This is a genomic window from Kribbella sp. NPDC059898 (assembly GCF_042730855.1).
Classification (GTDB): Bacteria; Actinomycetota; Actinomycetes; order Propionibacteriales; family Kribbellaceae; genus Kribbella.
Window position 1 is genome coordinate 169,142 of record NZ_JBHWKR010000012.1, and the last position, 23,349, is coordinate 192,490.

Here is a 23,349-nt window from a genome sequence, read left to right on the forward strand (position 1 = left end):
GTGCCAGAGCGGCAGGCGTCCGGCGCATCCGGTGGAGGTGGCTGGGGCCGCTGGTCAGATCGTCGCGAACGGGGGCGGGCCGCTGGTGGTGGGCGTGCGGTCTCCCCAGACGGCGAAGCGGGTTGCGGCGGTGAGGGTTGCTTCGTCGGCTGTCCAGCGGTTGGTTCGTGGGGTCGGTGGGTCTGTGTCGCCCCATGGGTTGTCTGAGGGGTTGTGGGGTTCGGGTGGGCTGGGGTTGTTGTCGGGGTGCTTAGGGCAGGCGGGTACGGCGCCTGGCGGCGTAGGTGCAGGCGTGGGTGCGGGTGAGGGTGGGGTTTTGGGTGGTGATTCGTCGGTTGGAGGATCGGGTTCGGGCAGGAGCGGGTGCGCCGGTGGGGTGATGGGTGCCGGGTCGGCCCAGGTGGGGCGGGCTACGTGGACCTTGCCGTTGGTGATGGTGATGGTCCAGCGGTCGTTGTGGAGGTCGACGTGGTGGCGTCGGCATAGGAGCGCGAGGTTGGTGAGGGCGGTGGCTCCGCCGTCGACCCAGTGCGTCAGGTGGTGGGCGTCGCACATTACCGGCGGCGCTGCACAGACCACGCAGCCGCGGTCGCGGGCGATCAGGGCGTGGCGGATGTGTCTGGTGACGAGGCGTTCGCGGCGGCCGACGTCCAGGGGTTCGGAGTTCGAGCCCAGGACGAGCGGGATGACGTTCGCGTCGCAGGCCAGGCGGCGGATCGTGGCGGCGGACAGGTCGTCGCCGTAGATGGTTTGGCCGGTGGCGTGGGCGGTGGCTGATTTCAGGTCGTCGAGGTCGATGGTCACCGTGATGTTGGCCTTCGCGCCGTGCCCGGCGGTGTCGGTGTCCCAGGCGTTGGTGGCGACGGTGAGCGCTGCGGTGAGCGCGTCGGCTTGGCGTTTGTCGCGGGGGCGGGGGTCGTGTTCGCCGTCGACGGTCTTGTGGGGGCGGGCGCCGGCGTGGACGATCGCGCGCAGCAGTTCGGCGTTGTCGTTGGCGAGGTAGCCGCGGAACTTGACCCCGTTCTCGGCGGTGGTCAACGTCAACGATTCGCGCTGATAGGCGTTGTGTTCTTCGGGTTCGGGGCCGTCGGCGTCGATCCGGTCGCAGAGGTGTTTGGCGGCGGTGCGGAGTTCTTGGGGGGTGTGGGTGGGGACGAGGCCGACCAGTTGCTGCTCGGTGACGTCGAGGGTTTCGGTCGGGACGCGGTCACGGACGCGTTCGAGTTCGGTGATGATCGCGGCCGCGTGGCCGATCTGCATCTGATGGACGGTGCCGTCGGCCGACTCGATGCCGCCGGTCAGGGCGGTGTTCACGGCCTGGTACTTGGGCAGCGCGCGGGCCAGGCGGACGTCGCGCGAGACCTCGGTGCGGTCGCGGCGGTGGCGGACGGTGAGGAGTTCGACGGTGTCGCGGGCGCCGACTTCCTCGGGCAGGCCGTCGGTCTCGGCGCGGGCGATGAGTTGCAACTCGACGGATCGCAGGCGGGCGATCTGGGTACGGACCTTGTCCAGGGCAGGCAGCACCTCGTGGTTGCCGATGGCAACCACTGTGCGTCCGCCGAGAATGTCCATGAACAGACTCTAGCTGGCACCACCGACAGTTTTCAAAGCCGGGAACCCCTTATTTTCAAGGGAAATAGTTATCCACAGATTTATGGCTTGTTGAGGACGCAATCGCCGCAGAGTGGGCCGTCGCGATCGGGGGCGGCGCGGTAGATGAGGCAGCAGCTGCGGCGGCGGAAAGGGTTGGGGGTGTGGGCGTCGCGGAGGGGTGGGGTGGACAGCAGGTCGGTGGCGACGGCGTGGGCGCGGGCCGCGAGGGTGGGCGCGGCGTTGGAGAGCGCGGCATTGGAGAGGGCGGTGGCGGCGCCGTTGACGGCTGAGGCGACGTTGCCGATCAGTATGTGGTCCGACAGTTCGAAGGCCTGCGCGATCGCGGGCAGCGGGCCGTCGAAGAGTTCGCGGTACAGGTCTCCCCCGGCAGGCGGGATCGGGGGTAGGGAAAGGGGAAAGACGCCACCGAGGACTGGCTGCCAGTGGAGTTGGTCGAGGGTGAGGTTCGGGACGCGGTCCTCGAGTACGACGGCGGCGAGGGCTGGGGAGATGAGGCGGGCAACCAGGCCCAGGTGGGTCACCGAGGCGGCGACGCGTACTTCGATCGCCGACGGGTCCTGGCCGCTCGCGGCGCCGAGGTAGGCCCGCGTCTGGGCGATGCGATCCGCGAGGATCTGTCCAGCTGGTGGCGTCGGAAGTTCGCCGACGTGGGCGAGATCGCGGCAATCGATGCGGGACGGGTTTCTGGTGACGCCGACGCCTTCTCTTTAGCAACTACGGCAGTCCGTCACGTGCCCGCCAGCTCTTCGACCGCTCAGCACCTGCCAGCCCAGGCCGTCAGTCGTGGAGTTCGGCGATGGTTGCGAGGGTGGTGATGAGGCGGGTGCGGTAGTCGGCTGCGACTACTGTTTCGTCCTCGGCGGCTAGGATTCGGCGGATTGCTTCGAGGTGCACAGTCCGGACGGCCGCGACGGTGAGTGCTGCGGTTAGTTGGGGGTCTGGTACGCCGGTGTGCTCCATCGCCTCGGCGATTGCCTCCTCGAGGTGTTGCAGCAGCTCGCGCGCCCGCGCCTGGAGTGCCCGCGACTCTGCCACCACCTCCCAGAAGCGCCGGAAGCGCGCGCGGATCGTCGACAGCGGATGCCCCTGGTCGGACAGTTTGATCAGTAGGTCCGACAGCGCCGCGACTGCCGACGTACCGTCCGGACGGTCGTTGATTGCGGCAACGACCAGTGCCTCGGCCTCTGGGTAGCGGTCGAAGAAGAGGTCCTCTTTGCGGGCGAAGTGGGCGAAGACGGTCGGTCGCGCCACGTCCGCCGCTTCGGCGACCTCGGAGACCGACACCTCGTCGAATCCGCGCTCCAGGAACAGGCCGGTCGCGACGTCCGAGATCCGTGCCCGGACCTCGGCCTTCTTCCGCTCCCGGCGGCCCTGATGCTCCACGGCGTAACCATACTGGATAAAAAGATGTACCGAGTATGTCTTCCGGTTGTAGGCTGCCAACCATGGTTTCCATCGGGGTGAACTACGACACGGGCTTCGTGTACGGCGGCCGCAACACCCGCCGGCGCTTCGACGTCGACGCAGTACGCAACGACATGACCGTGATCGCCGAGCAGCTGCATGCCCCGGCGGTCCGGATCTCGGGCGACAACCCGGACCGGCTGGTGGCCGCCGCGGAGGCCGCCCTCGCCGCCGGGCTGGAGGTGTGGTTCTCGCCGATGCCGGTCGATCTGGAGCCGGCCGAGTTCGTACCGTTCCTCGCCGACTGCGCGGCCCGCGCGGAGGTCCTGCGGCAGAACGGCGACGTGGTGATGGTCCTCGGCTGCGAGCTCACGCTCTTCTGCAAGGGGTTCGTACCGGGGGAGACCTCGCAGGAGCGGATCGCGCTGATGTCGGACCCCGCGACCTGGACCGACCCCGTCAAGGTCGGCGAGTTCCAGGCCGGGCTGGCCCGTTGGACCACCGTCCAGGCCGACCTCGCAGCCGCCGCCCGGAAGGTCTTCGGGGGCCGGATCACGTACGCCGCCGGCCTGTGGGAGGACGTGAACTGGGACCTGTTCGACATTGTCGCTGTCGACGCCTACCGCGACGCCCAGAACGCCGCGACCTTCACCGACGAGCTGGCGGCGCGCAGCAAATGGGGCAAGCCGGTCGTCGCGACCGAGTTCGGCTGCTGCACGTACCGCGGCGCCGCCGATCGCGGCGGCCTCGGCTGGGCGATCGTGGACGCGAAGTCCGACCCGCCCGCGCTCGACGGCCCGTACGAGCGACGGGAGGAGGAACAAGTGGAGTATCTGATCGACCTCGTCGAAGAGTTCGAACGGATCAACCTCGCCGCCGCGTTCTGGTTCAGCTTCGCCGGCTTCGAGCTGCCGCACCGTCCCGGCGATCCGCGGCACGACCTGGATCTGGCGGCGTACGGCCTGGTCGCCGTCGACGACGACGGGAACTGGACGCCGAAGCAGGTCTTCGGCAAGCTCGCCGAGCTCAACGCGGACCGCTGATGGACCAGGTCCGGCTGGGCGGCACCGGTCTCAAGGTGTCGCGGATCTGCCTGGGGATGATGAGCTTCGGGACCGGCGGCGCCCGCGAGTGGCACCTCGGTGAGGAGGCGGCCGAGCCGATCGTACGGCGCGCGGTCGACGCGGGCGTGACGTTCTTCGACACCGCGGACGCGTACTCGAAGGGCACCGGCGAGGAACTGACCGGCCGGCTGCTGCGGAAGTTCTTCGCGCGCCGCGAGGACTACGTGCTCGCCACCAAGGTGTACTACCCGACCGGTCCCGGTCCGAACGACCGCGGCCTGTCCCGCAAGCACATCCTGGACGCGATCGACGCGTCCCTGAAAAGGCTCGGCACCGAGTACGTCGACCTGTACCAGATCCACCGCTGGGACGACGAGACGCCGATCGAGGAGACGATGGACGCGCTCGCCGACGTCGTCCGGGCGGGGAAGGCGCGGTACCTCGGCGCGTCGAGCATGGCCGCGTGGCAGTTCGCGAAGGCCCAACGCGTCGCGCCGATCCCGTTCGTCGCGATGCAGAACCACTACAACCTCGTGTACCGCGAGGAGGAGCGCGAGATGATCCCGCTCTGCGTCGACCAGGGCGTCGGCGTGATCCCGTACAGCCCGCTCGCCCGCGGTCTGCTCGCCCGGACCGGCAGTACGGCGCGAGCCGGCAGCGACCCGGTCGCCGACGACCTGTACGGCGCGAACGACCGCGAGGTGGTGGACGCCGTACACGCCCTGGCCGCCGAGCGCGACGTACCGCCGGCGCAGATCGCGCTCGCCTGGCTGATGGGGTCGGTCGGGGTGACCGCGCCGATCCTCGGTGCGACGAAGACGCGGCACATCGACGACGGCGTCGCCGCGGCCGGCCTGGTGCTGTCGGCGGCGGAGCGGGCTCGGCTGGAAGCGCCGTACCGACCGCATCCGGTGTTGGACTGACAGGTACATTCGAGGTGTGCTGACAGCGAAAGGTGTGGCGACGCGGGACCGGATCGTGGCGGCGGCCGCGGCCGAGATCCGCGAGCGGGGGATCAACGCGGTCAAGCTGGACGACGTCGGCCGGCGCAGCCGGACCGGGAAGAGCCAGCTGTTCCACTACTTCCCGGACGGCAAGGAGCAGCTGCTGCTCGCGGTCGCCGAACGCGAGGCGGAGCAGGTGCTCGAGGACCAGGAGCCGCACCTCGGGCAGCTCACCAGCTGGGACGCCTGGCACGACTGGCGGGACGTCGTCGTGGAGAAGTACCGGCGGCAGGGCGTGAACTGTCCGCTCGGCGTACTGATCACCGAGATCGGCCGCCACACGCCGGCCGCGCAGGCGGTGACCGGGCAGCTGCTCGCGCAGTGGGAGCGGCGGCTGCGGCAGGGGATCGAGCACATGCAGGCGGCGGGCGAGATCCGTGCCGACGTGGATCCCGCCCGTGCCTCGGCCGCGCTGATCGCGGCGATCCAGGGTGGTGTCGCGATCCTGATGGCGTCCGGTTCGGCGACGCATCTGGAGTACGCGCTGGATCTGTGCCTGGACTACCTCAGCGCCAGTTGACCACCGGCGGGTGGTATCCGGCCGGCTTGTCGGCGACCTTCGCGCCCGGACTGACCATCCAGCCCTGGTACTCCGGCGTGAACATCCGGTAGACCGACGACGGCGGTACGGCGCTCGCCTGGTCGAGCTGTACCCGCAGCTCGGCCGGGAGCTCGAACCCGAGCGCCGCGACGCTCGACTCGAGCTGCGCCGGGCTGCTCGCGCCGACGATCGCGGACGCGATGCCCGGCTGCGTGGCGGCCCAGTTCACCGCGACCTGCGCCATTGTCACGCCCAGCTTGTCCGCGACCTCGCGAACCGCCGGCAGCAGCTCCCATTGCCGATCGGTCCAGCTCTGCCCGGCCGCGCCGTCCCCGGTCAACCGTCCCTCGCCGGCCATCCGCTGCCCGTCGTCGCGCCGGTACTTCCCGGTCAGGAAGCCGCCGCCGAGCGGGCTCCACGCGGTGACGCCGAGGCCGAGTTGCTGCGCCATCGGCACGTGCTCGGTCTCGATCGCACGCTCGATCAGCGAGTACGGCAGCTGCAGGCTGACCATCGGCGTCAGCGAGTGTGCGTCGGCCAGCGTCTGCGCGCGGGCGGCGTACCAGGCCGGTACGTCGGACAGCCCGGCGTACCGGATCTTGCCGGAGCGGGACAGGTCGTCGAGGGTCCGCAGTACCTCGTCGACCGGGGTGATCCGGTCCCAGGTGTGCAGCAGGAACAGGTCGACGTAGTCGGTGCCGAGCCGGCGCAGCGAGTCGTCGAGCGCGCGGATCAGGTGCTTGCGGCTGTTGCCGCCCGCGTTCGGGTCGCCGGCGTCGACGCTGTTGGTCGCCTTGGTGGTGAGCACCATCCGCTCCCGGACGCCGGCCTCGGCGATCAGCCGGCCGACGATCCGTTCGCTCTCGCCCGCGGTGTAGAAGTCCGCGGTGTCGATGAAGTTGCCGCCGGCATCTATGTACGCGCGGAAGATCGCCCGCGCCTCGTCCTCGGTCTTGCCGTACGGCGCGTGGAACCCGTCCTGGCCGAAGTTCATCGTGCCCAGGGCCAGCCGGCTGACGCGCAGTCCGGACCGCCCGAGCAGGTAGTAGTCGTCAAGTGCCATGACCACAGGGTTGCTCGGCAAAAATGGACCGGCAAGTACAAACTCTCAGGTGGCCGTGTACCCGCCGTCGACCGGTACGACGGCACCCGTCACGTACGCCGCCGCGGCCGAGGCGAGGAACGCGTACGGCGCCGCGATCTCGTCCACCGTGGCGCGCCGTCCGAGTGGCGTGAACGTCGCGATCCGCCGGTCCGACGCGGGGTCGTCGTGGGCGGTGACGCTGTCCATGATGTTCGCGACGTACCCGGGTGCGACCGCGTTCACCCGGATCCCGTGCTCCGCCCACTCGGCGGCGAGCGTCCGGACCAGTTGGTTGATCCCGCCTTTGCTCGCGGCGTACGGCGCCAGCGCCGGGATGCCGACCTGCCCGGCGATCGAGGACGTCATCGTGACCGAGCCGCCGCGCCGGTGCGCGATCCAGTACCGCGCGGCCGCCTGCGCCGGGAGGAACGCGCCGCGCAGGTTCACGGTCAGGATCCGGTCCCACTCGTCCGGCGTGTACTCGACGGCCGGCTTGATGATGTCGATCCCCGCGTTGCAGACCAGATGATCCAGCCCGCCGAACGCGTCCACCGCGGCCTCCACCAGCCGCTGCCCGGCCTCCGCCTCGCCGACGTCCCCGGCGAGCGCCACCACCCGCCCGGGGAACGCCTGGGACAACTCGCTCGAGGCGCCCGCGGTCTCGTCGGCCGCGTACCCGTTCAGGACCACGGCCGCGCCCTGCCCGAGCAACACTCGCGCGATCGCCAGCCCGATCCCACGACTCGACCCGGTCACCACCGCTACCTGACCCGACAGGCCGAAGAGTTCACCCATGCGCCAAACGGTAGTGCGTGCAAGGATTTCGGGGTGCACCTGTCTGAGCAGCAGCGGCGTGAGCTCGAGCGGTTGGCGGAGTCTGTGGTTCCGGGGGAGGGGTGGCAGCGGGCTGCGGTCGCGTTTGTCGAGCGGGTGCTGACCGAGGACCGGCCGGACTGGCGTGGGCGGGTCGAGCAGGCCTTGAGCGGTGATGATCGGGCCTGGCTGACCGGACTGGTGGCGCAGGGGTACTACGCGGAGCCTGCCGCCTGGGAGCGGGTGGGGTGGCGGACGGGCGAGTTCGCGGAGGTGCGGACTTCGCTGGCTGTGACGCCGTGGGCGGCGATCGGGGAGCGGTACGACTGTGTGGTGATCGGGTCGGGTGCCGGTGGTGGTGCGGCGGCTCAGGTGCTGGCGGAGTCGGGGCGGTCCGTGCTGGTTGTCGAGATGGGTGGTTACCCGTCGACGGAGGCGCTCGCGCACGGTCATCTGCGGAACCCGCGGTCGACGCTCGGGCTGCCGGCGCCGACCGATCCGGACCCGGCGGGGCGGCCGCGGGTCGCGGTCGTGGACGGCGTACGGCAGCAGGTGTTGCCGTCGGACGGCGCGTGGGGGAACAACGCGTTCACGGTCGGCGGTGGGACCCGGGTGTACGGCGCGCAGGCCTGGCGGTTCGTGCCGCGGGACTTCCGGATGGCGACGACGTACGGCGTACCTGAGGGGAGCGCGCTGGCGGACTGGCCGATCACGTACGACGAGCTGGAGCCGTACTACTCGTTGGCGGAGCAGCGGTTCGGGGTGAGTGGCGGGGGTACGGATCCGTGGCATGAGGCGCGGTCGATTCCGTTGCCGATGCCGGCGATGCCACGCACTGTGGCGGGGGAGTTGTTGGCTGCGGCCGCGGAGCGGTTGGGGTGGGGGACGCTCGACGTACCGCTGCTGATCAACTCGGTCGACTATCAAGGGCGTTCGGGGTGTGTGCGGTGTGGTCAGTGTGTTGGGTTTGCTTGCCCGGTCGAGGCGAAAGCCGGGACGCACAACACGGCGCTGCCGGCTGCGCTGGCGACCGGAAACTGTGCGCTCGTGACCGGGGTTACCGCTGAGCGGCTGGTCACTGACTCGGGCGGGCGCGTCGTGGGTGTTGCGCTGGTGAGTGGTGACGGCCGGCGGACCGTGTCATGCGCGGAGGTGGTGGTTGCGGCTGGTGCTTCGGAGACGCCGCGGTTGTTGCTGAACAGTGCGCACGACGGTGAGCCGGATGGGATCGGGAACAACCAGGATCAGGTCGGGCGGCATCTGCAGGCGCATGTGTATGCCGGTGCGCTTGGGCTGTTCGAGGACGAGGTGGTTGATCTCGTCGGGCCTGGGGTGTCGATCGCGACGTGCGACTTCCGGCACGGGAACGACGGGATTGTTGGGGGCGGGATGCTTGCCAACGAGTTCGTGCCGACGCCCGCGGCGACGTACGACTATCTGACCGCGGCCGGGATGATTCCGGCGGCCGGTGCGGAGAGTGTGGCGGGGATGCGGCACGCGGTACGGCGGATGCTGCGGGTGGTGGGGCCGATCCAGGAGGTGACGTCGGCGGAGTCGCGGGTGCGGGTCGACCCGTCCGTCGTCGACCGGTACGGAAACCCCGTGGTCGTGACGAGCGGGTCGATCCACCCCGAGGACGCTCGGGCGCACCAGTTCATGAGCGCGAAGGCCCAGGCATGGTTGGAGGAGGCCGGCGCGGCCCGTACGTCGATTGGTGAACTCGGGAGCCTCAGTCACCCGAGCACTGGCCAGCACCAGGCCGGGACGTGCCGAATGGGCGGCGACCCGGCCCACTCGGTCACCGACCCACACGGCCGCGTCTGGGGCCACGACAACCTCTGGATCACCGACGCCTCGGTCCACGTCACCAACGGCGGCGTGAACCCGGTCCTCACAGTCCTGGCCACCGCACTCCGTACGGCTGAGGGGATTGTGGGCTAGCCGATCCGGGAGATGCCGACGCCGCTGCGGGCCTCAGGGCCGTACTTCGCCAGTTCGGCGGCGAGGTCGAGGCGGGAGATGCCCGCCTTGTTCCGGTCGGCGTCGGTGAGGAGGTCGGCGGGGATGATCCAGACGATCTCGAACTCGAGGCCGTCGGGGTCCTTGCCGTACAGGGACTTGGTGGTGCCGTGGTCGGACGCGCCGACCAGTGCGCCGGCCGCGCTCAGGGCCCCGGCGAGCGACTCGAGGTCGCCGAGGGTGTCGACCTCCCAGGCCAGGTGGTACAGCCCGACGCTCGTCCGCCCGGCGCCCGACGGGCCCGCCTGGGAGCCGATCTGGAACAGGCCGAGGTCGTGGTCGTTGGCCGACCCGGGGGCGCGCAGGAACGCCGCGCCGGGGATCGCGTCGCCGGTCTCGGTGTACCCGAAGCCGAGCACGTCTCGGTAGAACGCGACGCTCGCCTCGACGTCACGTACGTACAACACCGCGTGGTTCAACCGGAAGATCGCCATGTCCACCATGGTAGTTGAAGACTCAACTTATTTCTAGCGCCGGCGTCTGGGCTTCTTCTGCGGGGCGGGCCGTGGCTTGGTCTTGGCGCGCGGCTTGGGCAGGGCGGGGCCGCGGGAGCTGTTCACGGTGCGCCCGCGGACGATCCCGATCAGGTGCTCGACGAGTTCGCCGGTCGCGTCCTCCGGCCAGCTGAGCGCGACCTGCGACTCGGGTACGCCGGTCAGCGGCCGGTAGGTGAGGTCCTTGCGGTGGTGCAGTCGCGCCAGCGACTGCGGGACCACCAGCAGGCCGGTGCCCATGGCGACCAGCTCGATCGCGTCCGCGGTCCGCGCCGGGCGGTCCGCGATCAGCCGGCCGGGCGGCTGCGCCCAGTCGAGGACGTCGTCGCGCGGGTGCAGCATCAGCTCGTCGGCGAGGTCGTCGACGGTGATCTCCTCGGCGGCGGTGATCAGGTGGTCCTTCGGTACGACGACCACGGTCTGCTCGACGTACAGCGGGATCGCGTGCAGGCCGGTGCGGTCGATCGGGAGGCGGAGGAGTGCGGCGTCGAGCTCGGCGCGCCGAACCAGGTCCGGGGCCTCGGTGGCAGTGACCTGGACGAGGTCGAGGGGGATCCGGGGGAGTCGCTCCGTCCACATCCGGGACCATTTGGCGGGCGTCACGCCGGGGACGTAGCCCAGCCGGAATGCGGTCACGGAGCCGAGGTTACCGGGCGCGCACCCACCCCGCCGAGCGTGGTGAGGCGGTCGTTACGCTGCCCCTATGACGGCGCGTAAGACTCAGACGATGAAACCGGCGACGGCGGCCAAGAAGCTGGACGTGTACCTGCCGGCCACGCCGGCGGAGTTCCAGGACGGCGTCGTGTCGCGGGAGGAGCTGAACGCGCTGCAGGCCGACCCGCCGGAGTGGCTGCGTGAGCTGCGGAAGAACGGGCCGCATCCGCGGTCGGTGGTCGCGGCGCGGCTCGGCGTCTCGATCAGTGGGTTGGCGCGCGCCGGGGTCACCGAGGCGCTCACCACCGACGAGATCGAAGCCATCCGCGACGAGAACCCCGACTGGCTGGAGCACGAGCGTGCCACTCAGGCGGAGGTCCGTCGGCAGGAGGCCGAGCTGAAGAAGAAGCCCCGGTCGTAGCCGCCGCCGGAGGATTCAGCTGATCCGCACCCGAAGGCGGCGGAAGCCGCGGCCGTTGCTTTCCATTTTGACCCCGGACGGAACCGACACTGTCACCAGGGGGTGGGGGCGATGCAGATCATCGAGAACAGCATCGTGGGCACACGGTCGGCCGTACTGCGGCTGACCAGGCGGGCCGGGGGACCGGAGATCGTCGTGTACCCGATGCTGCACGTCGCGGAGCCGCAGTTCTACCGCGAGGTCGAGACCCGCCTGCGGGCGAGCGACCTGCTCGTGGTGGAAGGCATCACGGGCGAGTCGACGGCCGTCGAAGGCCTGACGATGACCTACCGGGTGATGCCGGTCGCCGACGACTCGGGGCTGGTCGAGGACGACATCCCGTACGGCGAGCTCGGCGTACCGTTCGTGACGCCGGACCTGACCGGCGCCGAGTTCCAGGAAGGGTTCCAGGAGCTCCCGTGGCAGACCAAGGCTCTCACCTGGGCCGCCGTCCCGGTGACGTCGATCGGGCACTTCTTCGCCGGCCGCCGGGCGCTGCTGTCGCGGAACATCGAGGTCAACGACCTCCCGACCCGGGAGGAGGAGTTGCTCGACGAGAAGTGGGACCGCTTCCTCGACCTGGTCCTGGACCGCCGCGACGGCCGCGCCGTCCAGGCGCTCGCGGAGATCGTCCGCGAGCGCGTGGGCGACGACATCGAGGTGGCGGTCGTGTACGGCGCCGCGCATGTGCCCGGCATCCTGCGCGGGCTGTACAAGCTCGGCTACCGGGTGGTCAGCGCGGAGTGGCTGATGGCCGTCAACGCCGCGGAGTAGGCCCGTACGGGAACACCCCGTCCGGGTCGTACGCCGACCGCACCGCCACCAGCCGCGCGAACGTGTCGGCCGGCCAGGCCGCCTCGTACGACCCGGGCAGCGCGAACCCGCCGGCGAAGTTCACCGTGGTCTCCGCACACACCCACGGCGCCAGCTTGCCGAGGATTTCGTCGACCGTTGCCGGCAGCACCTTTTCGAACAGGTTCGGGTCCGGTACGCCGATCAGCGTCATCGTGCAGGCACCGCCGCGCCCGCCGACGGCGCTGCCCTCCGGTACGTCGCGCTCGGTCGCGCCGCCGAGGTGCCGGACCTCGACCGCGACCAGCGGCAGCTGCTGGTCCGGGCCGGCCGCGTCCAGGAACGCCGCGACGAAGTCCGCGTCCAGCTCGTCGAGCATCAGCCCGCGGTCCCACGACGGCGTCGGGTCCTTCGGGTCGTTGTGGATCAGCGCGATGTCGGCCGCGGACATCTCGCCGACCGCGTCGATCAGCGTCGTGCCGGCGTCCCGGATCGGCTGGAACAGGCGCTTGCCCTCGGTGGCGTCGCCGACGTACGCGAACCGGACGCTCAGCACGGTCTTGCCGCGCAGCGGTGCCGGGATGAACTCGAGCGGCGGCAGTCGCAGGACGACGACCGACGAGTTCGCCTCCTCGGGGAGCGTCTTGGTCCACTCGGTCCAGGTGCCGAACACCGGCGCGATGTGCTCGGCGTCGAAGAACACCGAGCCGCCGTACAGCGTGCTCAGCTCGACCAGTGCGAAGTCCATCGCGGTGACGATGCCGAAGCCGCCCTTGCCGCCGCGCAACGCCCAGAACAGTTCCTCGTTCTCGGTCGTACTCGCGGTCACCGCGCCGGTCGCCGTCACGACGCGGAAGCTGCGCGCCCAGTCGGACGAGAAACCGTACGTGCGGGCCAGCGGGCCGAGGCCGCCGCCGAGGGTGTAGCCGATGCAGCCGACCGCGTCGGACCCGCCGGTGATCGGTGCGAGTCCGTGCGGTGCGGCGGCCGCGATCACCTCGGCCCAGCGGGTGCCCGCGTCGACGTGCGCGGTTTGCGTCTCGGCGTCGACGGTCACGCCGGTCATCCGGGTCGTGGTGACGACGATCCCGCCCCGCATCGGGTTCGGGATGCCGTGGCCGGTGGCCAGCACGCGGACCGGCGTACCGGTCTCGGCGGCGGCCCGTACGACGGCGACGGCGTCGTCCTCGGACGTCAGCCCGACCACGACGTCCGGGGTGTGCGTGACCGCCAGGTTGAAGCCGGACAGCTCCTCGGCGTACCCCTCGTCGGCGGGCGTCAGTACAGGTCCGGCGACTTCGTTGCGTAGCCGGGCGATCAGTTCCTCAGTCATGTGATTTCCCCTCCTGCGCGGCAGTTTTCCGCACGTCAGGGTCATGCTTTAGCAGAGCTGAGAACACGCCTCAGAAGGGGGCCGACTCGACGGTAACAGCCCAAGCCTGAAAGCCTGTGCCAGCGACGGCGATCCCGTTGGCGGACGCAGGGTGAGACACGGAGGCGGTCTATGTTCAAGCGTATCGCAATAGTGAACCGGGGAGAAGCCGCGATGCGGCTGATCAACGCGGTCCGGGAAGTCAACGCCGAGGGCGGTGACCCGATCGAAACCGTGGCCTTGTTCACCGACGGCGAGCGCACGGCTACGTTCGTACGGTCCGCCGATATCGCGTATCCGCTCGGCCCGGCGGCGGCCCGGCCGTACCTGGACCTGGCGGTGCTGGAACGCGCGCTGCTGGAGACCGGGGCGGACGCCGCCTGGGTCGGCTGGGGCTTCGTCGCCGAGGACCCGGCGTTCGCGGAGCTGTGCGACCGGATCGGCGTCACGTTCATCGGCCCGTCGGCCGAGGCGATGCGCAAGCTCGGCGACAAGATCGGCTCGAAGCTGATCGCCGAGGAGGTCGGCGTACCGGTGGCGCCGTGGAGCCGCGGCGCGGTCGAGTCGCTGGACGCCGCGCTGGCGGCGGCCGACCGGATCGGCTACCCGTTGATGCTCAAGGCAACGGCCGGCGGCGGTGGCCGCGGTATCCGGGTGGTCCGCTCCGCCGACGAGCTCTCCGACGCGTACGCGCGGACCAGCGAGGAGGCGGCCCGCGCGTTCGGCAGCGGCATCGTGTTCCTGGAGCGCCTGGTCACCGGCGCCCGGCACGTCGAGGTCCAGGTGATCGCCGACGGCGAGGGTACGGCGTGGGCGCTCGGCGTCCGGGACTGCTCGGTGCAGCGCCGCAACCAGAAGGTGATCGAGGAGTCGGCGTCGCCGTTGCTGGCCGCGTCCCAGGTCGAGGACCTGAAGGCGTCGGCCGAGCGGCTCGCGATCGCGGTCGGGTACCGCGGCGCGGCGACGGTCGAGTTCCTGTACCACCCGGGCGAGAAGTCGTTCGCGTTCCTCGAGGTGAACACCAGGCTGCAGGTCGAGCACCCGATCACCGAGCTGACCACCGGGTTCGACCTGGTGAAGGCCCAGTTGCACGTCGCGTCCGGCGGCCGCTTGGAGGGCCCGAAGCCGGTGGAGAGCGGGCACGCGGTCGAGGCCCGGCTGAATGCCGAGGACCCGGACCGCGACTTCGCCCCGTCGCCGGGCAAGATCGTCGTACTCGATCTGCCCGCCGGTCCCGGGATCCGGGTCGACACCGGCGTGAGCGCCGGCGACAGCATCCCGGCCGACTTCGACTCGATGATCGCGAAGATCATCGGGTACGGGCGCACCCGCGAGGAGGCACTGGCCCGGCTGCGGCGCGCGATGCGGGCCACGACCGTACTGATCGAGGGCGGCGCGACCAACAAGAGCTTCATCCTCGAGCTGCTCGACCAGCCAGAGGTGATCGACGGCAGCGCCGACACCGGCTGGATCGACCGGGTCCGCGGCGAGGGCCGGCTGGTCTCGCACCGGCACTCCGGGATCGCGCTGGTGGCGGCCGCGATCGAGGGGTACGAGGACGCCGAGCAGGTCGAGCGCGTCCGGTTGTTCGAGACCGCGCACGGCGGCCGTCCGCAGGTGCAGCACGAGGTCGGCCGCGCGATCGACCTGAAGCTGCGCGGCGCGAGCTACCAGGTGACCGTGGCGCGGATCGGGCCCGAGCGGTTCCGGGTCGGCGTCGGGAACGGCGAGCTGAAGATCGTGGACGCCGAGCTCGAACGGCTGGACGAGTACACGAGCCGCCTGGTCGTCGGCGGGCAGCGGTTCCGGCTGGTGACCGCGACCCACGGCCCGGTGCACCTGGTCGAGGTCGACGGCGTCACCCACCGGGTCAGCCGCGACGAGGGCGGCGTACTGCGGTCACCTGCGCCGGCGCTCGTGGTGGCGACGCCGGTACAGGCCGGGGCCGAGGTCGAGGCCGGTGCGCCGGTGCTGGTGCTCGAGTCGATGAAGATGGAGACGGTGCTGTACGCGCCGTTCAAGGCCACCGTGAAGGAGCTGCAGGTCTCGACCGGCAGCCAGGTGGAGACGGGCGCGCCGCTGCTCCGGCTGGAGCCGGCCGCGGACGAGTCCGCCGCCGAAGAAGCAGCGCCGGTGCACAACGGCGTACAGCTGGATCTGCCGAACGGGACCGGCGAGAAGTCCGCGGCCGAGCGGGCGGAGCGGGGGCTGGACGACCTGCGGAGCATGCTGCTCGGGTTCGACATCGACCCGCAGGACGAGGGCGGCATGCTGGCCGGCTACCTCGCCGCGCGGGCCGAGCTGGACGAGCCGCCGGTGGCCGCGGAGATCGAGCTGCTGGCGGTGTTCGCGGACTTCGCCGAGCTGAGCCGGAACCGGCCGGCCGGTACCGACACCACGATCGAGAACCGGGTACACAGCCCGCGCGAGTACTTCCACACGTACCTGCAGAGCCTCGACCCGGATCGCGGCGGGCTGCCGGCAGAGTTCCAGTCGCGGCTGAGCCGGGTGCTCAGCCACTACGGCGTGACTGGGCTGGAGCGCAGCCCCGAGCTCGAGGAAGCGGTCTTCCGGATCTTCCTGGCGCAGCTGCGGTCGACCCCCGACGTACTGCTGGTCACCTCCGTGCTGCAGCGGTGGATCGCCGAGCCGTTGCCGGACGCGCCGCTGGACGAGTGCGTGCACGATCTGCTGGACCGGCTGGTGCCGGCCACGCAGCTGCGGTTCCCGGTGGTCGGCGACCTGGCCCGGAGTGTGCGGTTCCGGTGGTTCGACCAGCCGCAGGTGGACGCCGAGCGGGCGTCGATCATCGCGGGCGTCAGCGACGAGGTCGCCGACCTGGCCACCCGCCTGGACGCGCCGGACCGGCAGCAGCGGATCGACGCGCTGGCGGCGATCCCGGAGCCGATCGTCCGGTTCCTCGCGCAGCGGCTGGAGCACGGCTGGGGCGAGCAGGAGCCGATGCTCGAGGTCCTGATCCGCCGGCACTACCGCGAGTACGAGCTGCACGACCTGCGTGCGTTCGCGGTCGACGGACGGCCGTTCGCGACCGCCGACTACTCGATCGACAACAAGCCGAGCCACCTGGTCACCACGGTCGGAACGGTCGCCGAGCTGGCCGACCCGGGCAGTGCGCTGTCGCGGGCGCTGACCGACCGGATCGACGCCCGTACGGCGGGCCACGAGGCCGTCGTCGAGCTGTACCTGTACGGCCCGGACCTCCCGGAGTCGCAGCAGGACGCCGCCGACCTGTACCGCCGGATGGTCGCCGACCTGCCGATCGCCCAGCGAGTACGGCGGATCTCGGTCGCGGTCGCCCCGGGCCAGGGCCGGCCGGTCTCGTACTTCACGTACCGCCCGGCCGGTGGCTCGATGGCCGAGGACGACAACGTCCGCGGCGTCCACCCGATGGTCGGCCGCCGGCTGAACCTGTGGCGGCTGCGCGACTTCCGGATCACCCGCCTGGAGGCGCCGGAGGACGTGCTGCTGTACTACTGCGTCGCACGCGACAACGAGGCCGACCGGCGGCTGGTCGCGCTGGCCCAGGTCCGCCAGTTCGCGGTCGCCCGCGACGAGGACGGCCAGGTCACCTCGCTGCCGCACGCCGAGCGCGCGATCGCGAACTGCCTGGAGGCGATCCGCCGGGCCCGGACCGCCCGTGGCGCGGCCGGCGCGAAGCTGGACATGAACCACGTCTGGGTGCAGATCTGGCCGGTGGTCGACGTCCAGATCGACGAGGTGACCGCGCTGCAGCGCAACATCGCCCCGATGACCGCGGGTGCCGGGATCGAGGAAGTCCTGGTGCAGGGCGACGTCGCGGCGGCGGACGGCTCGGTGAACCCGGTCGCGGCCCGGTTCTACTACCAGCACGGCGCCGGCGTCGTGACGTCGATCGAGCAGCCGCCGACCGGGCGGTTGCTGCCGCTCGACGACTACGCGCAGAAGGTGCAGCGGTCCCGCCGGCGGAACACGATCTACCCGTACGAGGTCAGCGGCATGGTGGCCGGCCAGGGCGGCTCGTTCGTCGAGCACGATCTGGACGACGCCGGCAACCTGGTCCCGGTCGAGCGGCCGAAGGGCCTGAACAAGGCCGGCCTGATCGTCGGCATCGTCACCACGCCGACCGAGCGGTACCCCGAGGGCGTCACCCGGGTCGCGATGAGCGGCGACCCGACCAAGGCGCTCGGCGCGGTCGCCGAGGCCGAGTGCTCGCGGATCATCGCCGCGCTGGACCTGGCCGAGCGGCTCCGGATCCCGGTCGAGTGGTACTCGCTGTCGGCGGGCGCGCGGATCTCGATGGACTCCGGCACCGAGAACATGGACTGGGTCGCGAAGGCGCTGAAGCGGATCGTCGAGTTCACCCAGGCCGGCGGCGAGATCAACGTCGTGGTCGCGGGCATCAACGTCGGCGCGCAGCCGTACTGGAACGCCGAGGCCACGATGCTGATGCACACCAAGGGCATCCTGGTGATGACGCCGGACAGCGCGATGGTGCTGACCGGCAAGCAGACGCTCGACTTCTCCGGCAGCGTGTCCGCCGAGGACAACTTCGGCATCGGCGGGTACGACCGGGTGATGGGCCCGAACGGCCAGGCGCAGTACTGGGCGCCGGACCTGAAGGGCGCGCGGGACGTGCTGATGACGTACTACGACCACACGTACGTCGTCCCCGGCGAGCACGGGCCGCGCCGGGCGCCGACGTCGGACCCGCTGGACCGCGACGTCACGCCGTACCCGCACGACGTGGCCGGGAGCGACTTCAAGACGGTCGGCGAGATCTTCTCCGCGGCGACCAACCCGGACCGGAAGAAGGCGTTCGACATCCGCACGCTGATGCGGGCCGTCACCGACCAGGACCACCCGGTGCTGGAGCGCTGGGCCGGGATGGCGGACGCCGACACCGCGGTCGTGGTGGACGCGCGGCTCGGCGGGTTCCCGGTCTGCCTGGTCGGGATCGAGTCCCGGTCGGTGCCGCGCCGGGGCTTCCCGCCCACCGACGGCCCGGACACTTACACCGCGGGCACGCTGTTCCCGCGGTCGTCGAAGAAGGTCGCGCGGGCGATCAACTCGGCGAGCGGGAACCGGCCGCTGGTGGTGCTGGCGAACCTGTCCGGGTTCGACGGCTCGCCGGACTCGATGCGGAACCTGCAGCTCGAGTACGGCGCCGAGATCGGCCGCGCGATGGTCAACTTCCAGGGCCCGATCGTGTTCTGCGTCGTCTCCCGGTACCACGGCGGCGCGTTCGTGGTGTTCTCGAAGTCGCTGAACCCGTCGATGACGGTGCTCGCGGTGGAGGGATCGTTCGCCTCGGTGCTCGGCGGCGCGCCGGCCGCCGCGGTCGTTTTCGCCGGCGAGGTGGATGCGCGGACCGCCGCGGACCCGCGGGTGGCGGCGCTGGCCGAGCGGGTCGGCGAGGCCTCCGGCGCGGAACGGGCCGCCCTCGCGACGGAGCTCGCGGACGTCCGAACCGTCGTACGGGCAGAGAAACTGGGCGAGGTGGCGACCGAGTTCGACCGGGTGCACAGCATCGAACGGGCCCGCGAGGTCGGGTCGGTCGACGAGGTGATCAAGGCCGGCGAACTGCGGCCAAAGTTGATCGAGGCAATCAATTCCGGGGTACCCGGAGAGTGATCGGTGGTCTAGCCTGGAGTAATGCGTGCCGAGAGGGGCGGTCGCAACTGGGCTCGGTCGGTGATCATGTTCATCGGCGTGAGCGCGCTGTCGGGTGCGCTCGCGGCCGGGCTGGCGATCCCGTTCGCGGGCTTCGCCGGGCAGGGATCGGCCCAGGTCGCGGCCACGGTCCAGAGCCTGCCCAGGGAGTTCGAGACTGACGCGCCCGCCGTCCGCAGCCGGATCCTGGCCGCGGACGGCACGCTGATCGCCACGCTCTACGAGCAGAACCGGGTACCGGTCCGGCTGAGCGCGGTCGCGCCGATCATGCGCAAGGCGATGGTCGCGATCGAGGACTCCCGGTTCTACGAGCACGGCGCGCTGGACCTGAAGGGCACGCTGCGGGCGATGGTCCGCAACCAGACCGGCGGCGAGGTGCAGCAGGGCGGGTCCAGCATCACCCAGCAGTTCGTCAAGATGAGCCTGGTCGAGAAGGCGAAGACCGCGACCGCGCGGGCCAAGGCGACCGAGGTGTCGTACGAGCGCAAGATCACCGAGCTGCGGTACGCGATCGCGGTCGAGAGCGAGTACTCCAAGGACGAGATCCTGGAGAAGTACCTGAACCTGGCGAACTTCGGCGCCGGCACGTACGGCGTCCAGACCGCCGCGCAGCACTACTTCCGGACCACGGCCGACAAGCTCACGCTGCCGCAGGCCGCGCTCCTGGCCGGCATCGTGAAGAACCCGACCGGGTACAACCCGGCCAACAACCCGGCCCGCGCCCGGGCCCGCCGGGACGTGGTGATCAAACGGATGCTCGAGCTCGGCGTGATCACCGTCGGGCAGGCGAACCAGGCGCTGCGGACGCCGATCGACCTCTCGCTGGTCGAGCCGGTACCGAACGGCTGCGCGAACTCGCGGTACCCGTTCTACTGCGACTACGTGGTCTCCAAGCTGCTCGCCAACCCGGCGCTCGGTACGACCGTGAAGGACCGCGACCACTACCTGAAGACCGGTGGGCTGCTGATCCGGACCTCGATCGACCCGGCGATCCAGGCCGCCGCGCAGGCGTCCATCGACCGGCACAGCCAGGCCACCGACTCCTCGATCGCCGCGATCACGATCGTCCAGCCGGGCACCGGGCTGGTGAAGGCGATGGTGCAGAGCAAGCCGTACGGCAACGGGCGGCACCAGACGAACTACAACTACAACGTCGAGAAGTCGTACGCCGGCGGGTACGGCGGGTTCCAGAACGGCTCGACGATGAAGGCGTTCACGATCGCGGCCGCGCTGGCCAAGGGCATCCCGATGGACTACCGGATCAACTCGCCGCAGCAGATCGACCTGCGGAACAAGAAGTTCCGGACCTGCACGGGCTGGACCCGCGACCCGACGTACCAGCCGCACAACTCGACGCACAGCGGCGACCTGACCATGGTCGAGGCGGCCCGGTTCTCGACCAACACGTACTTCCTGCAACTGTCCGAGCGGACCGGGCTGTGCGCGATCGGGAAGGTCGCGGGCAAGCTCGGGATGTACAACGCCCAGACCGGCGAGCCGCTCGAGCAGGTCGTGTCGATGACGCTGGGCGTCGGGTACGTGACCCCGCTGATGCTGTCGAACGCGTACGCGACGTTCGCGGCCCGCGGGATGTACTGCAAGCCGCTGGTGGTCACGTCGGTGCGGGACAAGGCCGGGCGGCCGGTGCCGGGGCCCGGGTTCGACTGCAAGCAGGTGCTGTCGAAGCAGGTCGCCGACGGCGTGAACCGGGTGCTGAGCCAGGTGATGATGCCGGGCGGGACCGGCGGCCACCTGCGGTTCGGCACCCGCGACATGGGCGGGAAGACCGGGACGATCCAGCAGAACCTGGCCGTCTGGTTCTCCGGGTACACGCCGAACCTGGCCGCCGCCGCGGTCGTCGCCGACGCGAGCCCGCCGTACAAGAACCTGATGAACCAGACCCTGAACGGCGACCGCATCCACGACCCGACCGGCTCCGGCACCGCCGGCCCGCTCTGGGAGTCCGCCATGCAGGGCGCGGTCCGCGGCCTGCCGGTCGAACGCTTCGTCGCCCCGCCGAAGAAGATGATCGGCAACCCGAACCCGCCGAAGACGCCGCCGGACAAGCAGAACCCGAAGCCCAAACCGGGCGGCTAGAGCGGGCGGAGGTCCTTGCCGGGGACCCAGGCGAGCTCGCCGTTCTTGTCCCGGAACTTGCCGAGCCATTCGCCGTTGTGCCGGATCCAGACCTCCAGCTCGCCGGTGGACCAGGTGGCCCGCTCCACCGGCTGGCTGGGGTCGATCCGCCGTACGGCGTCCGCGGCCCGGGGGCCGTGTGCGTCGTACTGGACGTCGAGGTCGAAGGCGACTTCGTGCGCCTGCGCCTCGTCGTCGATTCCTGTTGCACGCCACCCGTTGACCGCACCGTCCCAGACGCCGAACCTGTTGGATCCGTCGTCGGACGGGCGAACCGTGAACCGACCAAGCATGTTTTCAGATTAACGCCTGATCGAACACATGTTCTAGTCTTGATCGGGACAGGAGGTGTGTGTGATGGGTGACAGTTCCTCAGTTCCGGTAGCGGAAGATGATCCGGCCCCGATCCAGGTCGTAGGGGCTGAGTTCCACCAGGACGCGGTCCTCGAGGACGATCTTGATGTAGTTCTTCCGGATCTTGCCACTGATGTGCGCGAGCACCTTGTGGCCGTTACCGAGCTCGACCCGGAAGGTCGCGTTCCGGAGGCACTCGACGACGGTGCCCTCGACCTCGATGCCGCCTGCTGCTCTGGGCATGGTCAGGCCCTCCCGCTGATCAGCTCGAGACTCCGGCCGGTGCGCCGGCCGATGTCGTCGAACAACGCCGTCGCGGCCGTGTTGGTCTCGTCGACCTCCGCGGTGGCTTCCGCGGTGTCGCGGAGGGCGTGGCCGAGGAGGGCCCGGGCGATGCCGTGCCGGCGTTCGGCGGCCAGGACCGCGACCAGCCCGATCCGTGGGCGCCGGGTGTGCGTCGCCAGCCGGATCATCCCGACGTACCGGCCGCCGCGGATCGCCACGGTGTACCTCGCCGGGTCGAGCGGACGCGTTCCGCCCTGCCAGGGCAGGACTTCCGCCGGCATCGTGTGCCAGCCGGGACCGGCCTCGACCTCGGCGCGGATCGCCCGGTCCAGCTCCCGCAACGGCGCCTCGTCGGCGGCGGCGATCGCCACGCCGCCGGGCACGGCCGCCGGGAGCCGGCCGGGGACGACGTACTCGGACTCGCGCCGCCAGATCGCGAATCCCGCGCGCTGCCAGCCGGCCGCGAGCTCACGGTCGGCCTCGTCCACCACCGTGTACACCGGTTCCGGCTGGTTGGCCAGCATGACGGCGGCGAGCTGGTCGAAGACCGCGTCCTGCCAGGTGTCGATACTGAGGAAGGTCCGGCCGTCGAGCCGCCGCGACGCGTACCCGCGGCCGATGGTCCGATCGTTCCGCACCGCATGCCATTGGTTGCCCGCGACCTGCGAGACGGTCACCGCCCGGAGACCCGGACGGGAAGGTGAAGTGTTCATAGGTGTTGTCCCTTCGGGAGCTTCTCAGGGCGCTCCCGACGACACCTACGTCAATCGCCCGCCCGTGACCACGAGAGGGATGAGCACCCACAGCGCTACGACGTTCATGCGGGCATCACCTCCAGGTGCAATGTCACGGACGCCCGAACGGTACCAGCGTCGCCACGCCACCGGTCAACCGGTTTTCAGGCGCCACCGGGACAACGGCCGGACCTCAGCCGAGGGAGAGCAGTCGCTCCTCCAGGAGTGGTCCGGCGTGATCGATGGTCTCGCCCAGATCGAGCCAGGACTGCTCCTGCGCCTCCGGCTCGTCCATCCTGGCCACGGCCAGGCTGAACACCCCCGTCAGGACGTCCCGCCGCCCGTCCGGCCGCACCACCGACAGCGCGAACTCCAGGGCAAGGCCGGTCCGTACCACCTGCGCCTTGCCCGGATCATCGGCCAGCGGCTTGCCGCCCGTGACGAACGTCGGCTCCTTGGTGACCTTCAACCACTCGACCTTGGCCCCGTCGACCTGCTCCGCGAGCAACTCCTCGATCCGGTCGCGCACCGCTCGCGCAGGCCGATCTCCCAGCCAGTCGAGCCAATGATCGGGCTTGGTGAGCAACTCGAAGTCGTTCCGGGGGCGCCCGTGCCGCTTGTTCGCAACGAACTCACCGGTGAGCTCTCCCGCGTCGTCGACCCGCCAGCCCCCACGAATCGCCTCGGGCGGTACGTAACCGTCCGGATCGTCGACCCACTCCCCGTCGATCTCGTAGACCCACCCGCCCGGATTCCGGGCCGCCTCGGCCGCCAGCCCGGCCGGCGGCCGGCGCCGTCGCTTGAACATGCTCACCGGCCCCAGTCTGCCCTACGCGCCCCCGGAGCGGGTTCGCA

The 23,349-nt window shown here is 70.5% G+C and carries 20 protein-coding genes; 8 read left to right on the forward strand and 12 right to left on the reverse strand.

Features of this window, described 5'->3' with window-relative positions; translation table 11 throughout:
• Positions 1–54 precede the first annotated feature (54 nt).
• The 3 genes from ACFV9C_RS32020 to ACFV9C_RS32030 form a co-directional block, all read right to left on the reverse strand.
• Positions 55–1,572, reverse strand: a complete 1,518-nt coding sequence (locus ACFV9C_RS32020) for a DUF222 domain-containing protein (protein WP_380199286.1) — start codon at positions 1,570–1,572, stop codon at positions 55–57.
• An 80-nt stretch (positions 1,573–1,652) separates the two neighbouring features.
• On the reverse strand, positions 1,653–2,135 hold the full coding sequence (locus tag ACFV9C_RS32025) for a (2Fe-2S)-binding protein (protein ID WP_380199287.1): 483 nt from the start codon (positions 2,133–2,135) through the stop codon (positions 1,653–1,655).
• Between the two features lie 256 nt (positions 2,136–2,391).
• Positions 2,392–2,997 carry a TetR/AcrR family transcriptional regulator gene (locus ACFV9C_RS32030; RefSeq protein WP_380199288.1) on the reverse strand — a complete coding sequence of 202 codons (606 nt, stop codon included), beginning with the start codon at positions 2,995–2,997 and terminating at the stop codon, positions 2,392–2,394.
• A gap of 62 nt (positions 2,998–3,059) precedes the next feature.
• On the opposite strand from ACFV9C_RS32030, the gene ACFV9C_RS32035 reads away from it, so the two are divergent.
• Genes ACFV9C_RS32035 through ACFV9C_RS32045 form a run of 3 tightly spaced genes read left to right on the forward strand, consistent with a single transcriptional unit; the run spans position 3,060 to position 5,606 of the window.
• Positions 3,060–4,061, forward strand: a complete 1,002-nt coding sequence (locus tag ACFV9C_RS32035; RefSeq protein ID WP_380199289.1) for a hypothetical protein — start codon at positions 3,060–3,062, stop codon at positions 4,059–4,061.
• Positions 4,061–5,005, forward strand: a complete 945-nt coding sequence (locus ACFV9C_RS32040; RefSeq protein ID WP_380199290.1) for an aldo/keto reductase — start codon at positions 4,061–4,063, stop codon at positions 5,003–5,005. The genes ACFV9C_RS32035 and ACFV9C_RS32040 overlap by 1 nt, the downstream gene beginning before the upstream one ends.
• A gap of 16 nt (positions 5,006–5,021) precedes the next feature.
• Positions 5,022–5,606 carry a TetR/AcrR family transcriptional regulator gene (locus tag ACFV9C_RS32045; protein WP_380199291.1) on the forward strand — a complete coding sequence of 195 codons (585 nt, stop codon included), beginning with the start codon at positions 5,022–5,024 and terminating at the stop codon, positions 5,604–5,606.
• Here the strand turns inward: ACFV9C_RS32045 and ACFV9C_RS32050 are convergent.
• A complete protein-coding gene (locus ACFV9C_RS32050; protein WP_380199292.1) occupies positions 5,593–6,690 on the reverse strand; it encodes an aldo/keto reductase in 1,098 nt (365 codons plus the stop codon). The two genes, ACFV9C_RS32045 and ACFV9C_RS32050, sit on opposite strands and share 14 nt — an antisense overlap.
• Positions 6,691–6,735: 45 nt before the next feature.
• A complete protein-coding gene (locus ACFV9C_RS32055) occupies positions 6,736–7,506 on the reverse strand; it encodes an SDR family NAD(P)-dependent oxidoreductase (RefSeq protein ID WP_380199293.1) in 771 nt (256 codons plus the stop codon).
• Between the two features lie 33 nt (positions 7,507–7,539).
• Between ACFV9C_RS32055 and ACFV9C_RS32060 the strand changes: the two genes are divergently transcribed.
• Entirely contained in the window at positions 7,540–9,465 is a 1,926-nt protein-coding gene (locus ACFV9C_RS32060) for a GMC family oxidoreductase (protein ID WP_380199294.1), read from the forward strand.
• Here ACFV9C_RS32060 and ACFV9C_RS32065 read toward each other — a convergent pair.
• Together ACFV9C_RS32065 and ACFV9C_RS32070 are read right to left on the reverse strand one after the other, a co-directional pair.
• A complete protein-coding gene (locus tag ACFV9C_RS32065) occupies positions 9,462–9,977 on the reverse strand; it encodes a VOC family protein (protein WP_380199295.1) in 516 nt (171 codons plus the stop codon). The genes ACFV9C_RS32060 and ACFV9C_RS32065 overlap by 4 nt on opposite strands.
• Positions 9,978–10,010: 33 nt before the next feature.
• Positions 10,011–10,673, reverse strand: a complete 663-nt coding sequence (locus tag ACFV9C_RS32070) for a LysR family substrate-binding domain-containing protein (protein WP_380199296.1) — start codon at positions 10,671–10,673, stop codon at positions 10,011–10,013.
• A gap of 67 nt (positions 10,674–10,740) precedes the next feature.
• On the opposite strand from ACFV9C_RS32070, the gene ACFV9C_RS32075 reads away from it, so the two are divergent.
• Both ACFV9C_RS32075 and ACFV9C_RS32080 read left to right on the forward strand, forming a co-directional pair.
• Positions 10,741–11,112 (forward strand): DUF5997 family protein, encoded by a 372-nt coding sequence (locus ACFV9C_RS32075; RefSeq protein ID WP_380199297.1) that lies wholly within the window; start codon positions 10,741–10,743, stop codon positions 11,110–11,112.
• Positions 11,113–11,223: 111 nt separating this feature from the next.
• Complete coding sequence (locus ACFV9C_RS32080) at positions 11,224–11,925, forward strand: hypothetical protein (RefSeq protein WP_380199298.1); 702 nt, start codon at positions 11,224–11,226, stop codon at positions 11,923–11,925.
• Here ACFV9C_RS32080 and ACFV9C_RS32085 read toward each other — a convergent pair.
• Positions 11,909–13,276 carry an FAD-binding oxidoreductase gene (locus ACFV9C_RS32085; protein ID WP_380199299.1) on the reverse strand — a complete coding sequence of 456 codons (1,368 nt, stop codon included), beginning with the start codon at positions 13,274–13,276 and terminating at the stop codon, positions 11,909–11,911. The genes ACFV9C_RS32080 and ACFV9C_RS32085 overlap by 17 nt on opposite strands.
• A gap of 171 nt (positions 13,277–13,447) precedes the next feature.
• Here ACFV9C_RS32085 and ACFV9C_RS32090 point away from each other — a divergent pair, with 171 nt between their 5' ends.
• Both ACFV9C_RS32090 and ACFV9C_RS32095 read left to right on the forward strand, forming a co-directional pair.
• Positions 13,448–18,946, forward strand: a complete 5,499-nt coding sequence (locus ACFV9C_RS32090; protein WP_380199300.1) for a carboxyl transferase domain-containing protein — start codon at positions 13,448–13,450, stop codon at positions 18,944–18,946.
• A 21-nt stretch (positions 18,947–18,967) separates the two neighbouring features.
• Positions 18,968–21,082 (forward strand): transglycosylase domain-containing protein, encoded by a 2,115-nt coding sequence (locus tag ACFV9C_RS32095; protein ID WP_380199301.1) that lies wholly within the window; start codon positions 18,968–18,970, stop codon positions 21,080–21,082.
• Here the strand turns inward: ACFV9C_RS32095 and ACFV9C_RS32100 are convergent.
• The 4 genes from ACFV9C_RS32100 to ACFV9C_RS32115 all read right to left on the reverse strand — a co-directional run bounded on the left by ACFV9C_RS32100 (position 21,079) and on the right by ACFV9C_RS32115 (position 23,308).
• Positions 21,079–21,414 carry a hypothetical protein gene (locus ACFV9C_RS32100; RefSeq protein ID WP_380199302.1) on the reverse strand — a complete coding sequence of 112 codons (336 nt, stop codon included), beginning with the start codon at positions 21,412–21,414 and terminating at the stop codon, positions 21,079–21,081. The two genes, ACFV9C_RS32095 and ACFV9C_RS32100, sit on opposite strands and share 4 nt — an antisense overlap.
• 79 nt (positions 21,415–21,493) lie before the next feature.
• Positions 21,494–21,718 carry a translation initiation factor IF-1 gene (gene infA / locus ACFV9C_RS32105; RefSeq protein ID WP_344187311.1) on the reverse strand — a complete coding sequence of 75 codons (225 nt, stop codon included), beginning with the start codon at positions 21,716–21,718 and terminating at the stop codon, positions 21,494–21,496.
• Between the two features lie 2 nt (positions 21,719–21,720).
• Complete coding sequence (locus ACFV9C_RS32110; protein WP_380199303.1) at positions 21,721–22,473, reverse strand: GNAT family N-acetyltransferase; 753 nt, start codon at positions 22,471–22,473, stop codon at positions 21,721–21,723.
• 214 nt (positions 22,474–22,687) lie between these two features.
• Positions 22,688–23,308 (reverse strand): hypothetical protein, encoded by a 621-nt coding sequence (locus ACFV9C_RS32115; protein ID WP_380199304.1) that lies wholly within the window; start codon positions 23,306–23,308, stop codon positions 22,688–22,690.
• Between the last annotated feature and the right edge of the window lie 41 nt (positions 23,309–23,349).